Origin of the sequence: Serratia inhibens (assembly GCF_003591175.1) — a bacterium.
Taxonomy (GTDB): Bacteria; Pseudomonadota; Gammaproteobacteria; order Enterobacterales; family Enterobacteriaceae; genus Serratia; species Serratia inhibens.
Map to the genome: position 1 here is coordinate 838,019 of NZ_QYYG01000001.1, position 15,123 is coordinate 853,141.

The 15,123-nt window shown below is 61.3% G+C and carries 15 protein-coding genes; 5 read left to right on the forward strand and 10 right to left on the reverse strand.

The window, feature by feature from the left end; translation table 11 throughout:
- The 8 genes from D4100_RS03950 to D4100_RS03985 form a co-directional block, all read right to left on the reverse strand.
- Nucleotides 1-1,092 (reverse strand): iron-containing alcohol dehydrogenase, encoded by a 1,092-nt coding sequence (locus D4100_RS03950; protein WP_119804106.1) that lies wholly within the window; start codon nucleotides 1,090-1,092, stop codon nucleotides 1-3.
- A gap of 13 nt (nucleotides 1,093-1,105) precedes the next feature.
- The gene (locus tag D4100_RS03955) at nucleotides 1,106-2,260 is read right to left on the reverse strand and encodes an alpha-hydroxy acid oxidase (protein ID WP_119803163.1); all 1,155 of its coding nucleotides are present in this window, start codon (nucleotides 2,258-2,260) and stop codon (nucleotides 1,106-1,108) included.
- Nucleotides 2,260-3,402: a histidinol-phosphate transaminase gene (gene hisC / locus D4100_RS03960; RefSeq protein ID WP_119803165.1), complete on the reverse strand. Its 1,143-nt coding sequence runs from the start codon at nucleotides 3,400-3,402 to the stop codon at nucleotides 2,260-2,262. Before hisC ends, D4100_RS03955 begins: the two co-directional genes overlap by 1 nt.
- Nucleotides 3,403-3,488: 86 nt before the next feature.
- Entirely contained in the window at nucleotides 3,489-4,271 is a 783-nt protein-coding gene (locus tag D4100_RS03965) for an ABC transporter ATP-binding protein (RefSeq protein WP_119803167.1), read from the reverse strand.
- The gene (locus tag D4100_RS03970) at nucleotides 4,268-5,131 is read right to left on the reverse strand and encodes an ABC transporter permease (RefSeq protein ID WP_119803169.1); all 864 of its coding nucleotides are present in this window, start codon (nucleotides 5,129-5,131) and stop codon (nucleotides 4,268-4,270) included. Before D4100_RS03970 ends, D4100_RS03965 begins: the two co-directional genes overlap by 4 nt.
- Before the next feature lie 11 nt (nucleotides 5,132-5,142).
- A complete protein-coding gene (locus D4100_RS03975) occupies nucleotides 5,143-6,123 on the reverse strand; it encodes an ABC transporter substrate-binding protein (RefSeq protein WP_119803171.1) in 981 nt (326 codons plus the stop codon).
- Nucleotides 6,124-6,353: 230 nt separating this feature from the next.
- The gene (locus tag D4100_RS03980) at nucleotides 6,354-6,917 is read right to left on the reverse strand and encodes a HutD/Ves family protein (RefSeq protein WP_119803173.1); all 564 of its coding nucleotides are present in this window, start codon (nucleotides 6,915-6,917) and stop codon (nucleotides 6,354-6,356) included.
- Nucleotides 6,917-8,287, reverse strand: a complete 1,371-nt coding sequence (locus tag D4100_RS03985) for a formimidoylglutamate deiminase (protein WP_006320410.1) — start codon at nucleotides 8,285-8,287, stop codon at nucleotides 6,917-6,919. The genes D4100_RS03980 and D4100_RS03985 overlap by 1 nt, the downstream gene beginning before the upstream one ends.
- Nucleotides 8,288-8,502: 215 nt before the next feature.
- Here D4100_RS03985 and hutC point away from each other — a divergent pair, with 215 nt between their 5' ends.
- The 4 genes from hutC to D4100_RS04010 all read left to right on the forward strand — a co-directional run bounded on the left by hutC (nucleotide 8,503) and on the right by D4100_RS04010 (nucleotide 13,263).
- Entirely contained in the window at nucleotides 8,503-9,219 is a 717-nt protein-coding gene (gene hutC / locus D4100_RS03990) for a histidine utilization repressor (RefSeq protein WP_418346466.1), read from the forward strand.
- Nucleotides 9,220-9,379: 160 nt separating this feature from the next.
- Nucleotides 9,380-10,603: an imidazolonepropionase gene (gene hutI, locus D4100_RS03995; protein WP_119803177.1), complete on the forward strand. Its 1,224-nt coding sequence runs from the start codon at nucleotides 9,380-9,382 to the stop codon at nucleotides 10,601-10,603.
- Entirely contained in the window at nucleotides 10,600-11,400 is an 801-nt protein-coding gene (gene hutG / locus D4100_RS04000; protein ID WP_119803179.1) for an N-formylglutamate deformylase, read from the forward strand. Before hutI ends, hutG begins: the two co-directional genes overlap by 4 nt.
- 327 nt (nucleotides 11,401-11,727) lie before the next feature.
- Nucleotides 11,728-13,263 carry a serine hydrolase domain-containing protein gene (locus tag D4100_RS04010; RefSeq protein WP_119803183.1) on the forward strand — a complete coding sequence of 512 codons (1,536 nt, stop codon included), beginning with the start codon at nucleotides 11,728-11,730 and terminating at the stop codon, nucleotides 13,261-13,263.
- Between the two features lie 9 nt (nucleotides 13,264-13,272).
- Here D4100_RS04010 and D4100_RS04015 read toward each other — a convergent pair whose 3' ends face one another.
- Both D4100_RS04015 and D4100_RS04020 read right to left on the reverse strand, forming a co-directional pair.
- Nucleotides 13,273-13,803: a chorismate mutase gene (locus D4100_RS04015; RefSeq protein WP_119803185.1), complete on the reverse strand. Its 531-nt coding sequence runs from the start codon at nucleotides 13,801-13,803 to the stop codon at nucleotides 13,273-13,275.
- 129 nt (nucleotides 13,804-13,932) lie between these two features.
- Nucleotides 13,933-14,445 carry an anti-virulence regulator CigR family protein gene (locus D4100_RS04020; protein ID WP_119803187.1) on the reverse strand — a complete coding sequence of 171 codons (513 nt, stop codon included), beginning with the start codon at nucleotides 14,443-14,445 and terminating at the stop codon, nucleotides 13,933-13,935.
- A 468-nt stretch (nucleotides 14,446-14,913) separates the two neighbouring features.
- Here D4100_RS04020 and D4100_RS04030 point away from each other — a divergent pair, with 468 nt between their 5' ends.
- The gene (locus tag D4100_RS04030; RefSeq protein WP_006320432.1) at nucleotides 14,914-15,093 is read left to right on the forward strand and encodes a hypothetical protein; all 180 of its coding nucleotides are present in this window, start codon (nucleotides 14,914-14,916) and stop codon (nucleotides 15,091-15,093) included.
- Nucleotides 15,094-15,123: the final 30 nt, after the last annotated feature.

Below are 15,123 nucleotides of genomic sequence, written 5' to 3' on the forward strand. Positions count from 1 at the left end.
CTACCCCTTGCGCACTCTGTCGGCCAGTTCATGCACCCGCTGCATGGCTTGCGCCAACTGGGTGACGCTGACCGGCTGCGGCATGTTGGCCATATCCGGCGCTTCAACCGCCGCCGCCATAATGGCGTTGATGGCTTGATTGTCCAGATCGTCGGCGATATCCGCCAAATGCAGCGGTATCCGGCAGGCTTGCGCCAACCGCAACGCCGCCAGCAGTTCCTCGTCGCTGCGCTGTTCCAGCGCCAGCAGGCACAGGTTGCCGTAACCGACCAACAGGCCATGACCAAAATTGCGCGTCTTGTCGCAGACGGTGAAGCCTTCAAACAGCGCATGAGCCGCTGCGGCATGTGCCCCGCTGCCCATGACCGACGTCAGCCCGGCGAACAGGAAAATGGCATCCAGCACCTGCTCCAGCGCGGCGTCGGTCTGGCATCGTTCCGCCGCCTGGCAGGCCGCAGCCCCGTACTCTTCAATCAGTTGGTAACAGATTCGGCTGTTGGCCTGAGCCGCCAGCGCCATGCCGTTCGGCGCCGGCGGGTGGCCGATGGCGCGATACTCATACCATTTCGCCAGCGTATCCCCTAACCCGGCAGCCAACCAGCGGGCGGGGGCCGCGGCCAACAGTTGGCTGTCAATCACCGCCGCCGGTGCATGCGACAGGTGCTGCATGTCGCGAAAGTGGCCATCGTCATGATAGCGGATGGTCAACGGCGTAACGGCAGCGCAAGTGGCGGCAATGGTCGGCACGGTGATGACCGGCAATCCGCAGGCCGCTCCCACCGCCTTGCCGGTGTCGATGGCCTTGCCCCCGCCCGCCACAATCAACACCTGCGCCGCCGCTGAATGTGCCACTGCGGCCAGCCGCGCAATCTGCGTTTCACTGCATTCGCCGCCATACTGCTCGCAGCCAACCAGCTCCACCGCCGCGGCACGCAGGCAGTTGCCTATGCGAGCCTCGGTGACGGCCAGCCCGCGCACCCCGCCGATCAGCATCGCCCTTGAACCGTAACCGGCGCACAGCGTACCGATCTCCTCCAATGCCCCGGAGCCACGTATTACGCGCGCCGGGAAAGCGATTTGCACTAAAGACATCTCAGGCTCCTTATCATCGTTCATTCACCGGCCGCAGCAGATGCGGCCCCAACTCCTGCACGCTGCTACAGCCCAGTTGCGCCAGCGTGCGGTCAATTTCTTCGCTGAAAATCCGCAGTGCCTGAGTCGCGCCTGCCTGCCCGGCCAGCGCCACGCCGTACAACAACGGACGACCGATCAGCACTGCATTGGCGCCCAGCGCCAGCGCTTTCACCACGTCGGTACCGCGCCGAAAACCGCTGTCGATCAGGATCGTCGCCGTCGGCCCACAGGCAGCACGCACCGCCGGCAACAGGCTGATGGGGGCAACACTGCCGTCGAGCTGGCGGCCGCCGTGGTTGGACAGCACTATGCCATCCGCCCCGGCGTCGAGCGCCTGACGGGCATCCTGCGGGTGCAGAATGCCTTTCACCAGCAGCTTGCCCGGCCAGCATTGCCGTACCCAATCCAGCGTCTGCCAATTCAGCGCGGCGTCCATCTCGCGGGCGAAATAAGCGGCCCCGCTCAGGCCCCGCTGCCGCTCCGCCGGCAGATAGGGTTGCAGATTGCCGAAGCCGGGCATGCCCGCCGGGCGCAAGGTGTGCCATAACCAGCGCGGGTGCAGCGCCACATCGCACAGGCTGGCGAGGGAGAGTTTCATTGGCCGCCGGTAGCTGCGCCGATCGCGCTCGCGGTTGCCGAAATGCACCGCATCCACCGACAGCACCAGAGTGTCGCAGCCTGCGGCCTGAGCGCGTTGCAACAGCCCGGAGGTAACTTGCCTATCGCGCAACACATACAGCTGGAACCAGTGCTGCCCCTGGCCATCGGCGGCAATCTCCTCCAACGAGGCGGTCGACACCGTGCTCTGAATATAGGGAATACCGAACGCCCGGGCGCTACGCGCCAGCATCAAATCCGCCTGATAACGCAGCATGCCGTTGTAACCGGTGGGCGCAATCAGCAGCGGTGCCGCCAGTTCCTGCTGCCAAAGCCGAATGCTTAACGTGCGGCGGCTGGCGTCACGCAGCACCGGCGGCATAAATTGCCATTGGTTGAACGCCAACCGGTTACCGCGCAGCGTGTGTTCGTCTTCCGCGCCGCCCGCCAGGTAACGGTATGCGAAACGCGGCAGGTAGCGCCGCGCCGCACGCTGTAAATCCGCCACGTTGAGTATCGCCCCGCTCATCAGGGCGCCGCCTCCGCCAGCACCTGTCGCAGGGAGACGAGGAAACGCCGGTTATCCACCGCGCTGCCGATTGAAACCCGAATGAACCGCTGATAGCCGGCTTCGCGCCAGGGTTTGACGATGATGCCGTGCGCCAGCAACGCTTCGGCTATTCGCTCGCTCGGGTAACCGCAATCAAAGAACAGGAAATTGGCGCTGGACGGTGCCACCTGCAACCCCAGCGTACGCAGCGCCGCCGCCATTGCTGCACGCGCTTCACTGACCCAGGCGACGCTGTCGGCCACATGCTGCCGGTCGCGCAATGCTGCCAGCGCCGCATTTTGCGCCGCCCGGTTAATGTTGAATGGCGTGCGCACCCGATCGAGCAGCGCCACCAGTTCGGCGTCACAAGCCAGACCGTAACCGACACGCAGCCCGGCCAGACCGTAAGCTTTGGAGCAGGTGCGCAGCACTATCCACGGGCGTGCCTGTAACGGCAGCAATGCCAGGCTGTCCGGGTAGTCCGCCTGGTCGGCGCAATATTCGTAATAAGCCTCGTCGATCACCAGCAGGCAGTCTTGCGGCACTGCGGCGATCAATTGCAAAAAGTCATCGCGTCCGAGCATGCAGCCGACCGGGTTCGACGGGTTGCTGAACACCACCATCTTGGCCGGCCGTTGCAATGCCAGTCGCCAGGCGGCCAGATCGAACTCCAGCGCCTGATTGACCGCCACCAGCGTCACCTCGGCCCCCATCATGCGCGGGTAGATTTCATGCAGGCCAAACGACGGCAGCAGGGTCACGACCCGGTCACCCGGATTAATAAACGCCAGACACAGCATTTCCAGAATGTTTTCAGATCCGTTGCCGATCACCACCTGCTGCGGTGGAATGCCGGTCAGAGTGGCGATTTCCGCCCGTAGCGCCTGGCTGTTTGGATCGGGGTAAACGCCGCTATGCCGAGCCAAATCGCTCAGCGCCTGTTGCACCAGAGGGCTGGCGCCAAGCGGGTTTTCGTTGCTTGCCAGACGGGCAATTTCAGTGACACCGTAACGATTGCGCACCGCCTCGCTGGACAACCCGGCGTTGTAGGCGCCGAGCGAACTTGCCTGCCGGCGCGCCAGGCGGCGCACCGCCTGTGCTGCGGAAGAAATGGCTTGCATCCTCACCTCATGGGTTGAGTATCGGTAAAGTCAAAAAACGCATGAACCCCTTCCCGGCGACGGGAGGATTCATGGTCTGACGGGGTTTAGTGCAGGCTTTGCAAGGTTTCGCTGCGGATCTCTTCCGTGACCTGCGCCTTGATCGCCATAAACTCCGGCGACGTTTTCAAGGTGTAATCCCGCGGATGCGGGAAATTGACCGGCACTTCGGTTTTGATCCGCCCCGGTCGCGCGCTGAAAATCGCCACCTTGTTGGCCATAAAAATCGCTTCATCGATGTCGTGCGTCACGAACAGCACCGTCTTGCGCGAGGCCTCCCAGATGTTGAGCAACAGCTCTTGCATCATCACCCGCGTCTGGTTATCCAGCGCGCCGAAAGGTTCGTCCATCAGCAGGATTTTCGGATCGTTGGCCAGCGCGCGGGCGATGGCGGTGCGCTGCTGCATGCCGCCGGAAAGCTGGCGCGGGAAATGCCGTTCAAAACCGCGCAACCCAACCTTGTTGATGAAATAATCGCTACGCTCTTTCTGCTGCGCCGCGCCCACACCGCGTTCCTGCAGGCCAAAACGGATGTTTTGCTCCACCGTGAGCCACGGGAACAGCGTATAGCTCTGGAACACCATGCCGCGATCGGCGCCCGGCCCCTCTACCCGCTGACCATCCAGCCACACCTCCCCCTGCGTCGGGCTGTCCAGCCCGGCAATGATGCGCAGCAGCGTCGACTTGCCGCAGCCGGAAGGCCCGAGAATGGTGATGAAATCATTCTCCTGCACCTGGTAATCGACCGGCAGCAGCGCCTGCGTCCGCTCGCCATGCGGCCCGGTAAAGATCCGCGATACGTTTCTGACATTGAGCTTGTCGGCTTTCATCGCAGAGAACTCCAGATAAACAGGCGTTTGTTAGCCGCCTTGAACAGCAGATCGGACAGCAGGCCGATGCAGCCGATGACGATAATGCCGAAGATAATCTGCCCGGTGTTCAACAGCGCCTGGCTGTCGACAATCATGTGGCCGATACCGCTGGAAGAACCGATCAGCTCGGCGACAATCACGTAGGTCCAGGCCCAGCCGAGCACCAGACGCAGCAGTTCGGCAATCTCCGGTGCCGCGCCGGGGATCAGCACCCTTAGTACCACGCTGCGATTGGAGGCACCCAGGGTATAGGCCGCCTCCACCAGATCGCGCCGGGCGGCGCCGACGGTCACTGCCACCATCAGCACTATCTGGAAGAACGACCCGATAAAGATCACCAGAATTTTCTGCATTTCACCGATGCCGGCCCACAGGATCAGCAGCGGCACAAACGCCGATGCCGGCAGATAGCGGCAAAACGAGACGAAGGGTTCGAGAAACGCCTCCACCAGTTTGTACGAACCCATCATGATGCCGAGCGGCACCGCAATGGCCGCCGCCAGCAGGAAGCCGCTCAGCACCCGAAATACCGTCATGCCGATATCCAGCGAGAAATCATACTCGGTGAACAACAGTACGCCTTCGCGCAGCATGGTGAGCGGATCGGCCAAAAAGGTCGGCGACACCAGCCCGGTGAAGGTCGCCAGCCCCCATAGCGCCACAAACAGCGCGAAGAAGGCCAGGCCGAGAAACCAGCGCAATCGCCCGGCAACCGGCCGCAACGGCACCATCATCGGGTTATGCCAGTGCGGCCTGGCGGGCGGCAGCGCCTCAGGCTCCCGTTCCAGCTCCGCCACTGGGCTGAGGGGTGAATTCATTTCGGACTCCTTCATGGCTGGTTTACGTAGCGAGCGTCATACAGCGTGCCGATGTCCGGCAGTTTGCGGATCACGCGCATTTCCAGCAGCAGCGCCGCGGCCTCTTTGCTGAAGTCGGCGATTTCGCCGCTGAAGAATTTGCGGTTCTGCTCGCGATCCTGCCAACGCAGGTAGCCGGCGGACTCGGCAAACTGCTTGCCGCTGGACTTCACCGCCGCTCCCATGATTTCGTAGGATTTATCCGGCTGCGCCTTGATCATGTCCAGCGCGTCGAAATAGCTCTCCACCAGCGCTTTCGCCGCCTGCGGGTTTTTCTTCAACCAGTCCGGCGTGCAGCCCAGCGTATCCATCACCATCGGGTAATCCAGCGTGGTGGCCAGGATTTTGCCCTGTTTGGGGTTGTCGCGGACCGTCGACAGGTAAGGTTCGTAGGTCATCGCCGCGTCGTTCTGCCCGGCATTGAAAGCCTGCGCCGCCGCCTGTGGTGACAAGGTGGCCAGTTTGACGTCTTTCAGCGTCATGTGGTTTTTGTCCAGGATCCACGCCAGCGCAAAATAAGAGGAGGTGCCGGGCGCATCGACGCCCACCGTCTTGCCCTTCAACTGCGCCACGCTGCTGATGCCGTTGCGCACCGCCAGTCCGTCGGCCCCGTAGGATTTGTCCAACTGCACGATTTGAGTGATTGGTACGCCGTTGGCGTTCCAGGCGACGTAGGTTTCCACCGTGGTGGCGGCGCACTGAACCCCACCGGAGGCGATCGCCAGATGGCGGTCTTTCTGCGGGATCATTTTCAGATCGACATCCAGGCCATGCTTTTTGAAAATCCCGGCCTTGTCCGCCAGCGTTAACGGAGCGAAGCCGGTCCAGCCGGAGATGCCAATCGCCACCGGCGTATCGGCCGCCTGCGCTGCCGCCACACCGCAAAATCCTGTCGCTGCTGCCAGGATCGAAAGTGTCCCCATTGCCGTTTTCACGGAAAAACCCTTGCTCATGCTGTGCTCCTGTCTTGCCGATAAAACGCCCCACCGCGGGCGCCAGAATGGCTCTGTATAGTCTTGTCTATACAAGCGAAATGACTGGAGCAAAGACTGTGCCAAACGCGCAAGCGGCACGGGCGGCGGAGAAACGGATTTCAGGAGGGGAATGGTGGGTGCGGGTGAATCATGATGGCGCAGGTGGCGCACCTAATTGGAGCAAGGGCGCCGCCTGCCGGGTGAGCGGATTAAACCGGGTGAATATCGGCCCACAGGACCAGGCTTTCTTCCGCCAGCGGCGTCAGTTGCCCGTCGTGAAGTTCGGCCGGCCACCAGCCGCCCTGGCGTGCAGCCAGCGTGACGCCGCCCGCCAATGACCAGGTTCCTTGCAACACATACAGCACGCCGGCGTGGCCTGCCGGCAAGGTCACGCCGGCGGTAATACGCTGCACCTTGGCCGCCCAGCGCCCGCGCCGGGTCATGATGTTGAAATCCTGGCTGGCGCCACCCAGCAGCGTGGCGTCCAACGCCACGTCGCCGGAAAAGGCAAAGGGCTCGCCGACCTGCGACAACCGGTGATCGATTTGCCCTGCGCTAAACAAATGCACGCCGTCGCCCTCCAGCAGAGTAATCGAGCGGTCGATGCCGCCAAATGCCGAAAACGGGCCGTCCTGCGCGATGGTGGCGATGCTGGCGCGCCAGTCAAAGTCTTGCGCGCCCGCCGGCCAGCAGGCGATCTCACGGGTTTCGCCGCCGCCGTTGCGCCAGGGCGTCACCGACAGGGAATCAAAATCAAAACGGTTCAGGTTCATCACGCCTCCTGCTGGAAAGTTTTCAGCACCTGCAGGAATTCCGCACTGCTCTGCTGCTGCAACGCGTGACGCCCCTGATCGATCACCTGGCGGCCGCCGACAAAGACGTCGCGGATTTGTTCTTTGCCGCCGGCGAACAGCCAGCGGTTGAGGATCGAGGCATCGGGTGCTGCGGCCAGATAAGGATCGTCGCCATCCAGTACCAGCCAGTCGGCGCGGTAGCCGCTCTGCAAACGGCCAATCGATGCGCCACAGGCCTGCGCCCCGCCCTGCAATGCCTGTTGGTACAGCACGTCCGCCACCGCCGGTTGTTGTGGCGTAGTCAGGCGGTTACGGCGCTGATCGCGCAGCCGCTGGCCGTATTCGAACCAGCGCAGCTCTTCCACCACGTTGAGCGACACGTGGCTGTCGGAACCTATGCCCCAGCGGCCCTGATGGTGCAGATAGGCGTCTCCGGGGAAAATGCCATCGCCCAGGTTGGCCTCGGTGGTCAGGCACAGGCCGGCCACCGCCTCGCTGCGCGCCAATTGCTCCAGCTCTGCACGATCGAGATGGGTGGCATGCACCAGGCACCAACGCGAGTCCACCGGCATGTGCTCATACAACCAGGCCACCGGGCGTTGGCCGCTCCAGGCCAGGCAATCATTGACCTCTTTTTGCTGCTCGGCGATATGGATATGCACCGGCAAGGCGTTGTCCGACGCCGCCAGGATCTGCTGCATCTGCCCCAGTTCCACCGCACGCAAGGAGTGGAAACACAGACCTTGGTTTTGCAGCGGTTGGTCCGCCAGTTGGCGGGCAATCACCTGCTGCTGTTGCAGGTAGCTGTCCGCATCCTGAATAAAACGTTTCTGCCCCGGCTGGGCGGGCTGGGCGCCAAAACCGGCGTAGCTGTACAGCACCGGCAGCAGGGTCATGCCGATCCCGGCCTGTTGCGCCGCCTGGCTGAGCCGGCCGGTCATTTCGCCGCGATCGGCGTAAGGGTTACCGTCGGCGCCATGATGCAGATAGTGGAACTCGGCAACCTGGGTATATCCCCCCTTCAGCATTTCGATATACAGTTGTCGGGCAATAACTTCCACCTGCTCCGGTGTCAGCCGCTGCACCAGGCGATACATCAGATCGCGCCAGGTCCAGAAACTGTCCTGCGGGTTGCCCGCGACCTCTGCCAGCCCGGCCATCGCACGCTGAAAGGCGTGGGAATGCAGGTTCGGCATGCCCGGCACCACATCGCCGTGCAGGCGAACACAACCTTCGGGATCTGAATCGGCAATCACCTGGGCCAGGTGACCGTGCGCATCCACGTCCAGACGGACGTTATGCGCCCACCCCTCAGGGAGCAGAGCGCGTGAGGCAAAATAAGCAGGCATGGCAGTATTCCACTGTAAATGTAACGGCTAATAACGCGCGAAGTTCACGCATCCGAAAATGCACAGGCCCATCGCATTGCTATGGCGAACCGGCCCCTAGTTGTATATACATATACATACGCCGACATCAACAGTAAACTGGTGTTATTATTTTTTTATTTGACGAGGTTAACGTCGTGGTTGATCAACAGACCCTGATACAACTGGCTGCTGCAATGAGCGATACCCCCGCCCCGATCTACCAACGGGTCAAGCAGGCGATCGTAAACCAAATCCGTGCGGGCCATTGGCTGCCGCACCAGCGCGTGCCCTCTGAAAGTGAACTGGTGGCGGAACTGGGCGTCAGCCGCATGACCATCAACCGCGCGCTGCGCGAGCTGACCAGCGAAGGTTTCCTGATCCGCATGCAGGGCGTCGGCACCTTCGTCGCCGAGGCCAAAGCGCATACCGCGCTGCTGGAAGTGCATAACATCGCCGACGAAATCGCCGCGCGCGGCCATCGCCACAGCAGCAAGATCCTGCAGTTGAAAGCGCGCCCGGCCAGCGAAGAAGAAGCGCTGGCGCTGGGTATCCAACCCGGCCAACAGCTGTTCTATTCGCAGATCGTGCATTACGAAAACGACCTGCCGGTGCAGGTAGAAGACCGCTGCGTCAATCCGGTGGTGGCGCCCGATTACATGAAACAGGATTTCGACCGCGTTACGCCGTATATCTACCTGACGCAAGCCGCCCCGCTGACCGCCGGCGAGCACATCGTGGAAGCGGTAGTGCCGACCCGCCATGAACGTGACCTGCTGCAACTGGAAGATCACGAACCGGGCCTGTTGATCCACCGCCGCACCTGGTCCGGCAAAAACGTAGTCACCTCGGCGCGCCTGTTGTATCCCGGTAGCCGCTACCAGCTGTTCGGGCGTTTCACCAGCGACGTTTAATTCCCCTGCGGGTGCAGCCCTTGCGCCCGCTCTCTCTCCGCGATCACATCCCGATAACAAATTTTTACCCCGCCTCTTGTGACAAACCGGTGAATGCGCTAGGTTGTTTTTAATTGTATATACAACCATGTGGGAGCCAAGGCTCCGGCGGAGGAAAGCAATGACGTCTGAGATTCACTGCGACAGCCTGTGGCACGGGGCCGACATCGTCACCATGCGCGACGGCAAGTATCACACCCTCAGCGATGGCGCGATCGCCGTGCGCGCAGGCAAAATCGTCTGGGTGGGTGAATATGCCGCGCTGCCTGCGGGGCTGATGGCCGATGAGACGGTGAAATTCGACGGCGGCATCATCACGCCGGGCTTTGTCGATTGCCATACCCATCTGGTGTTCGGCGGCAACCGCAGCGGCGAATTCGAACAGCGCCTGAATGGCGCGAGTTATGCCGAGATCGCCGCCCAGGGTGGCGGTATCATTTCCACCGTCAAAGCCACGCGCGACGCCGACGAAGAGGCGTTGTTCGAACAAGCGCTGTTCCGTTTGCGGCCGCTGCTGGCGGAAGGCGTAACCTGTGTGGAGATCAAATCCGGTTACGGGCTGACGCCGGAAAGCGAGCTGAAAATGCTGCGCGTGGCGCGCCGGCTTGGCGACATGTTGCCGGTTGAGGTGAAAACCACCTGCCTGGCGGCCCACGCGCTGCCGCCGGAATACGCCAACCGCGCCGACGACTACATCGATCTGGTGTGCAATACCATTATTCCTCAGGCCTCCGCCGCCGGGCTGGCGGATGCGGTCGACGCCTTCTGCGAGCATCTGGCGTTCTCACCGGCGCAGGTTGAGCGGGTGTTCGCCGCCGCCGAGGCTGCCGGTCTGCCGGTGAAGCTGCACGCCGAACAGCTTTCCGCCCTCGGCGGCAGCGAGCTGGCGGCACATCACCATGCGCTCTCCGCCGATCATCTGGAATATGCCACCGAGCAAGACGCCCGTGCGATGGGCGACGCAGGCACCGTCGCGGTGCTGCTGCCCGGCGCTTATTACCTGCTGCGCGAAACCCAGTGCCCGCCGGTGGATCTGTTCCGCAAGCACCGGGTGGCAATGGCGATCGCCAGCGATGCCAACCCGGGTACCTCACCGGCGCTGTCGCTGCGCCTGATGATCAACATGGCCTGCACGCTGTTTCGTCTGACGCCGGAAGAAGCGCTGGCAGGCGTCACGGTTCACGCGGCCAAAGCGCTGGGCCTGCAAGATAGCCACGGCACGCTGGAAAGCGGCAAGGTGGCGGATTTTGTACACTGGCCACTTTCCCGGCCGGCTGAACTGGCTTACTGGTTGGGTGGACAACTGCCCTGTACGGTGATTTTCCGAGGAGAAGTACGTCAATGACCATTCGCGATCCCTATTATTTCCAGGCCGGCAACCTGCCGCTGCTGATCAGCATTCCCCATGCCGGCACCCGATTGACGCCGGCGGTCGAAGCCGGTTTGACCGAAGAGGCTCGGCCGCTGCCCGATACCGACTGGCACATCCCGCAGCTGTATGATTTTGCCCACGCTATGGGTGCCAGCGTGCTGGTCGGCAACTACTCGCGCTTTGTCATCGATCTTAACCGCCCGGCGGACGATAAACCGCTGTACACCACGGCCACCACCGGCCTGTACCCTGACGTGCTGTTTGACGGCCGCCCGAGTTTTTTGCCGGGCAAAGCGCCGTCGGACGAAGAGCGCGCCGGCTATTTACAGCAAGTCTGGCAGCCCTACCACCAGCAACTGCAGGACGAACTGGCGCGACTGAAAGCCAAACACGGCTACGCGCTATTGTTCGATGCGCACTCCATCGCCTCGGTGATCCCGCGGCTGTTCGACGGCAAGCTGCCGGACCTCAACCTGGGCACCAACGGCGGTGAAAGCTGTGCCCCGGCGCTGAGCGATCGCCTGGTGGCCTGCTGCGAACAGCAACAGCAGTTTACGCACGTGCTTAACGGCCGTTTTAAAGGCGGGTACATCACCCGTGCTTATGGCCAGCCACAACAACAGCAGCATGCGATTCAGCTGGAGCTGGCACAGGTCAACTACATGTCCGAACAGTACCCCTTTGCCTTTGAGCCACAGCGGGCAGCCGCTTTGCAGCGCCTGCTGAAGCAAATGATCGATAGCCTGCTGTCCTGCGAGTTACCGCGTTAACCCAGTGCCTGTGCCCAAGCCGGGGCTTGCCCCGGCGTCACCAAGGCTTCACTTCGCCTCCCGATTTTGTGGCATAAAGCATGCCTCCTTTCCTGCACCCGCTTCAATTTGCGTACTGCATCGCAGTTTGAGTGAAAACCCTTGTATCTGGTCGGAACAGCGCACAAAACAGCGGCATAGGGATCGCAGGGTACGCCACAATCTGCCGAAAAGCCCGGCCGCTGCCCGGGCAAAAATCCCGTAAACCTTTCCCCGACGACCTTGGCTGCCAGGATTTCGGGGGCGCGGGGCAAAGCCCAAAATTGATCATCCACTCTGGAGGCTCCCATGTCCGAAACCCCGTTAAACTGGCGTGCCGCACAGGCCGTTGCCGATCGTCTGTTGGCCAATTGGCGCTCCGATGGCGAACCCGGCGGGGCAATGACCCTGTTCGACGCCGGGCAGATACGGGCGACCGCCAGCGCCGGCTTGGCCGACCTGGCGCAAAATACCCCCTTTACCGCCGACAGCGTGGTGCGCTATGCCTCGATCACCAAGCACATCTTCGCCGCACTGGCGTTGAACGCCACCGGTAACGCCCTCAGTCTGCACGATCGCCTCGGCGATTTGCTGCCTGAGCTGCATGCCCCGCTGGCGGACGTGACCGTCGGCCAGGCGCTGGACATGACCAGCGGGTTGCCCGACGTGCGTGAAACTCTGGGGCTGCTCGGTATCTCGGTACATACCTGCAGCGATGCGCAACCGGTGATGCAGTTCCTGCAGGGGTTGCGCGAGCTGAATTATCCAGCCGGCAGCGAAGTGGCCTACACCAATACCGGATACCGGCTGGTTGAGGCAGCGCTAAAAGCCAAAGGCTATGACTTCGATCAACTGGTGCAACAGCATATTGCCAAGCCGCTGCAGGTTCAGTTGCGAGCGCCGGAAAGCTGGTTTGACGTGGTGCCCGGCCTGGCGCCCGGCTACTGGCGCTCCCCGCAGGGTTGGCAACTGGCCAGCGCAGGTCTGCATCTGTCCGCCTCCGGCAGCCTGGCCGGCAGCGCCAATGCCCTCACCCGCTGGCTGCAAAGGCTGTTGGCTGATGAAGGCCCGGGCCACGGCGTGTTGGCGCAGCTTGGCGCCCCACGGCGGCTCAATCAGGGCCAGCTCAGCGCTTACGGTCTGGGGTTGGCGCAAACCTCGCTCGGCGCGCATCCTTTACTGGGTCACGGCGGTTCGCATGCCGGTTACAAAAGCTATTTTCTGCTGACGCCCGATCGGCAGGCTGGGGTAGCTCTGGTGGCCAACCGCGAGGATTGCGACAGTTTTGGCATGGTGCTGCAGGTGATGGCCGCCCTGCTCGATGAGGCAATGCCGCAGCGCAGCACCGCCATTCCCGACGGCATTTACGCCACGGTGGCCGAGCCTTACTGGCTGGAGGTGAAAGAGGGTAACCTGAGCTATTTGGGGATCGGCGAACCGCTTTACCGGGCCAATGACGGCTACGCGGTGTCGCTTTCAGCCCATATGCCAATGCGGCTGAAATGGACCGGCGAAGCGGTTGAAGGCGAAGTGGGCCACGTGGCGCGCAGCTTCCTGCCGGTAACGCCCAACGGCGACTGCCTGAAGCACGTACAGGGTCTCTGGTATCATCCGCAGTACCGTACCGCTTTCGAGATTTGCGGCGATCGGGTGCACATCGGCGTGGGTCCGGCGGCGCAGACCGGCACTATCAGTTCGCTCGGCCATGGCCGCATGCTGGTAGAAAGTAGCGACGGCCCGTGGCTAAAGCGCTTTTGTCTGTATTTTCGCGGTTACAGCGTGGATCTGATCGCCAACCGCAGCCGGGTGCTGACTTTTCAGCGCGGCAGCGCCGGCCGCGATTAACTACGCAGCTCACCCCGCCTTGCCGGCCCTGACTGCCAGCAAGGCGGTAAACAACCGCTGCTTGTCGGCTTCGCCGAGATTAGCCTGACGGATGGCGCCGACAAAAGCGCCGCGTGCCTGTTCCGTCAACGGCCCGGCTTTTAATTGCTGCGCCAGCCGTTGCAGAATGCGGTTGCTCAGCTCGGCAATCTGCGGTCGCACGCTGTCCAGCGGGCGCGGTTGCCAACCGCTTTCCGGCGTCGCCAGCCAGTCTGCGCGATAGCGGTACTGAATCGCTTTGGCGGCGTCCATCTGCGCCACGATAAACGGCCGCACCGAGCGCGGATCCAACCCTAATCTGCCCGCCTCCGCTTCTGTACTGGCCAGCACCTTGGCTTCCTGCGCAAGATCCTCGATCGGCAAGTGCTGCCGAGCTTTGTAACCGGCGACATCTTTCATATAAGCCAGACGCTGGTTGACCAATTCGCCAAGCGTCCCCCCGTCGCCTGCCAGCACTGAAAAACTGGCCAGACAGCAGGCGAACAATAACGCTCTGAACATAACCCTTTCCTTTTTGTTTGCCCAAATAAAGAAAGCAGAGTTCATCACAATCGCCGCCGCTCAGGCAACTCTCCATCGGAAAGAAAAAAGCCCCGCCGAAGCGAGGCTTTGAGTCGAAGACGCCGGGCGTTAGTCAAACACACCGTTAATCACCGAGGCTACAAGGGCGGTGCTCAACGCCACCAACACCAGATCGTTACCGGCAATGCGCCATTCGTAACCCGGATAGGACGGCAGATCGCGCAGCATTGAAGACGGCACCATTTTCTTGGCGATGCCTGGAGGCAGCGGTTTGCCGCGTGCCAGGTTCTTGGCGATGCCCGGCGGCAGAGAACGATAGCCGGTCAGGCCATAATTCAGCGCCAGCGAACGCACCCGATCGTGAGAGATATTGACCGACACCAGATCGCGTTCGTCACCTTTGGCTTTATGGCCCTTGTCTTTATTGCCTTTGTCGTGATCGCCGCTATTGCCTTTGCCGCTGTTGCCGTGACCATTACCGCCGCCGTTGCCTTGGCTATTACCGTGCCCGCCGCCGTTGCCATTGCCATTGCCGCCCTTATCGGCGAACACTGGCCCAGAAGACAGACCCAGCGAAACGATCAGCGCCAGAGCCGTAAGAGTAGTACGACTTTTGTTCATGTTATGACTTCCTGCTTGGGGTATTACATTAACTATAGCGGTAATTCCCCCCATAAAGGATAAGGAAAAATCCGAGATTGTGAGCAGTGAAAAAACGGTGGGGCCGGTCAGGGTAAGGAGAATGATGAGAGATTATTTCAACGCAAAACCATTCGAAAAAACCGAGCCTCGTGACAAGATTTTTCTTGCAGCAAAATAAGCCTTGCAGTAGTTTGGAAAGGTACTAAAAAGAGTTAGTTTGCTCTTTTTCGTCGCACCTCAAATCTTATTTTATCGTCCAGAATGATAAACTGAATGCTTCCCGCCTCTCCGTGCGGGATTCTTTTTTTACTAAATTTGACGCCTGTCGCACCGTCCTGGTGCTTTATGTTGAGATTTGGTAGCCAATACTTTAAATTCAGCGTCTGAGAAACCTTAACCTCCCGCGGTGGCCAGTTGGCAACGGGTGGGCGTTCAGGAGCAAAAGACATGCAAATGACCCTCATGGAATATATCACTCAGCACTTTAACGGCGATCTTCACCGCTACGCGCAATCCGAAGGCGTGAGCAGTGAACAAATTATCCATTGGATCGATAATGAATGCCATGTAATCAAAGGACGATTATTTATGCCGGTGAGACATTTACCTGGTGAACAAGCGCAGTGATAACAAAAAAACCCCGCAAAGCGGGGTTTT

Coding starts and splice junctions, on each gene's coding strand:
- D4100_RS04015 (WP_119803185.1), bottom strand. CDS start 13,803: ATGTTCAGAGCGTTATTGTTCGCCTGCTGTCTGGCCAGTTTTTCAGTG.
- D4100_RS03980 (WP_119803173.1), bottom strand. CDS start 6,917: ATGAACCTGAACCGTTTTGATTTTGATTCCCTGTCGGTGACGCCCTGG.
- D4100_RS04030 (WP_006320432.1), top strand. CDS start 14,914: ATGCAAATGACCCTCATGGAATATATCACTCAGCACTTTAACGGCGAT.
- D4100_RS04020 (WP_119803187.1), bottom strand. CDS start 14,445: ATGAACAAAAGTCGTACTACTCTTACGGCTCTGGCGCTGATCGTTTCG.
- D4100_RS03955 (WP_119803163.1), bottom strand. CDS start 2,260: ATGAGCGGGGCGATACTCAACGTGGCGGATTTACAGCGTGCGGCGCGG.
- D4100_RS03965 (WP_119803167.1), bottom strand. CDS start 4,271: ATGAAAGCCGACAAGCTCAATGTCAGAAACGTATCGCGGATCTTTACC.
- D4100_RS03950 (WP_119804106.1), bottom strand. CDS start 1,092: ATGTCTTTAGTGCAAATCGCTTTCCCGGCGCGCGTAATACGTGGCTCC.
- D4100_RS03985 (WP_006320410.1), bottom strand. CDS start 8,287: ATGCCTGCTTATTTTGCCTCACGCGCTCTGCTCCCTGAGGGGTGGGCG.
- hutC (WP_418346466.1), top strand. CDS start 8,503: ATGAGCGATACCCCCGCCCCGATCTACCAACGGGTCAAGCAGGCGATC.
- hisC (WP_119803165.1), bottom strand. CDS start 3,402: ATGCAAGCCATTTCTTCCGCAGCACAGGCGGTGCGCCGCCTGGCGCGC.
- D4100_RS04010 (WP_119803183.1), top strand. CDS start 11,728: ATGTCCGAAACCCCGTTAAACTGGCGTGCCGCACAGGCCGTTGCCGAT.
- D4100_RS03975 (WP_119803171.1), bottom strand. CDS start 6,123: ATGAGCAAGGGTTTTTCCGTGAAAACGGCAATGGGGACACTTTCGATC.
- hutI (WP_119803177.1), top strand. CDS start 9,380: ATGACGTCTGAGATTCACTGCGACAGCCTGTGGCACGGGGCCGACATC.
- hutG (WP_119803179.1), top strand. CDS start 10,600: ATGACCATTCGCGATCCCTATTATTTCCAGGCCGGCAACCTGCCGCTG.
- D4100_RS03970 (WP_119803169.1), bottom strand. CDS start 5,131: ATGAATTCACCCCTCAGCCCAGTGGCGGAGCTGGAACGGGAGCCTGAG.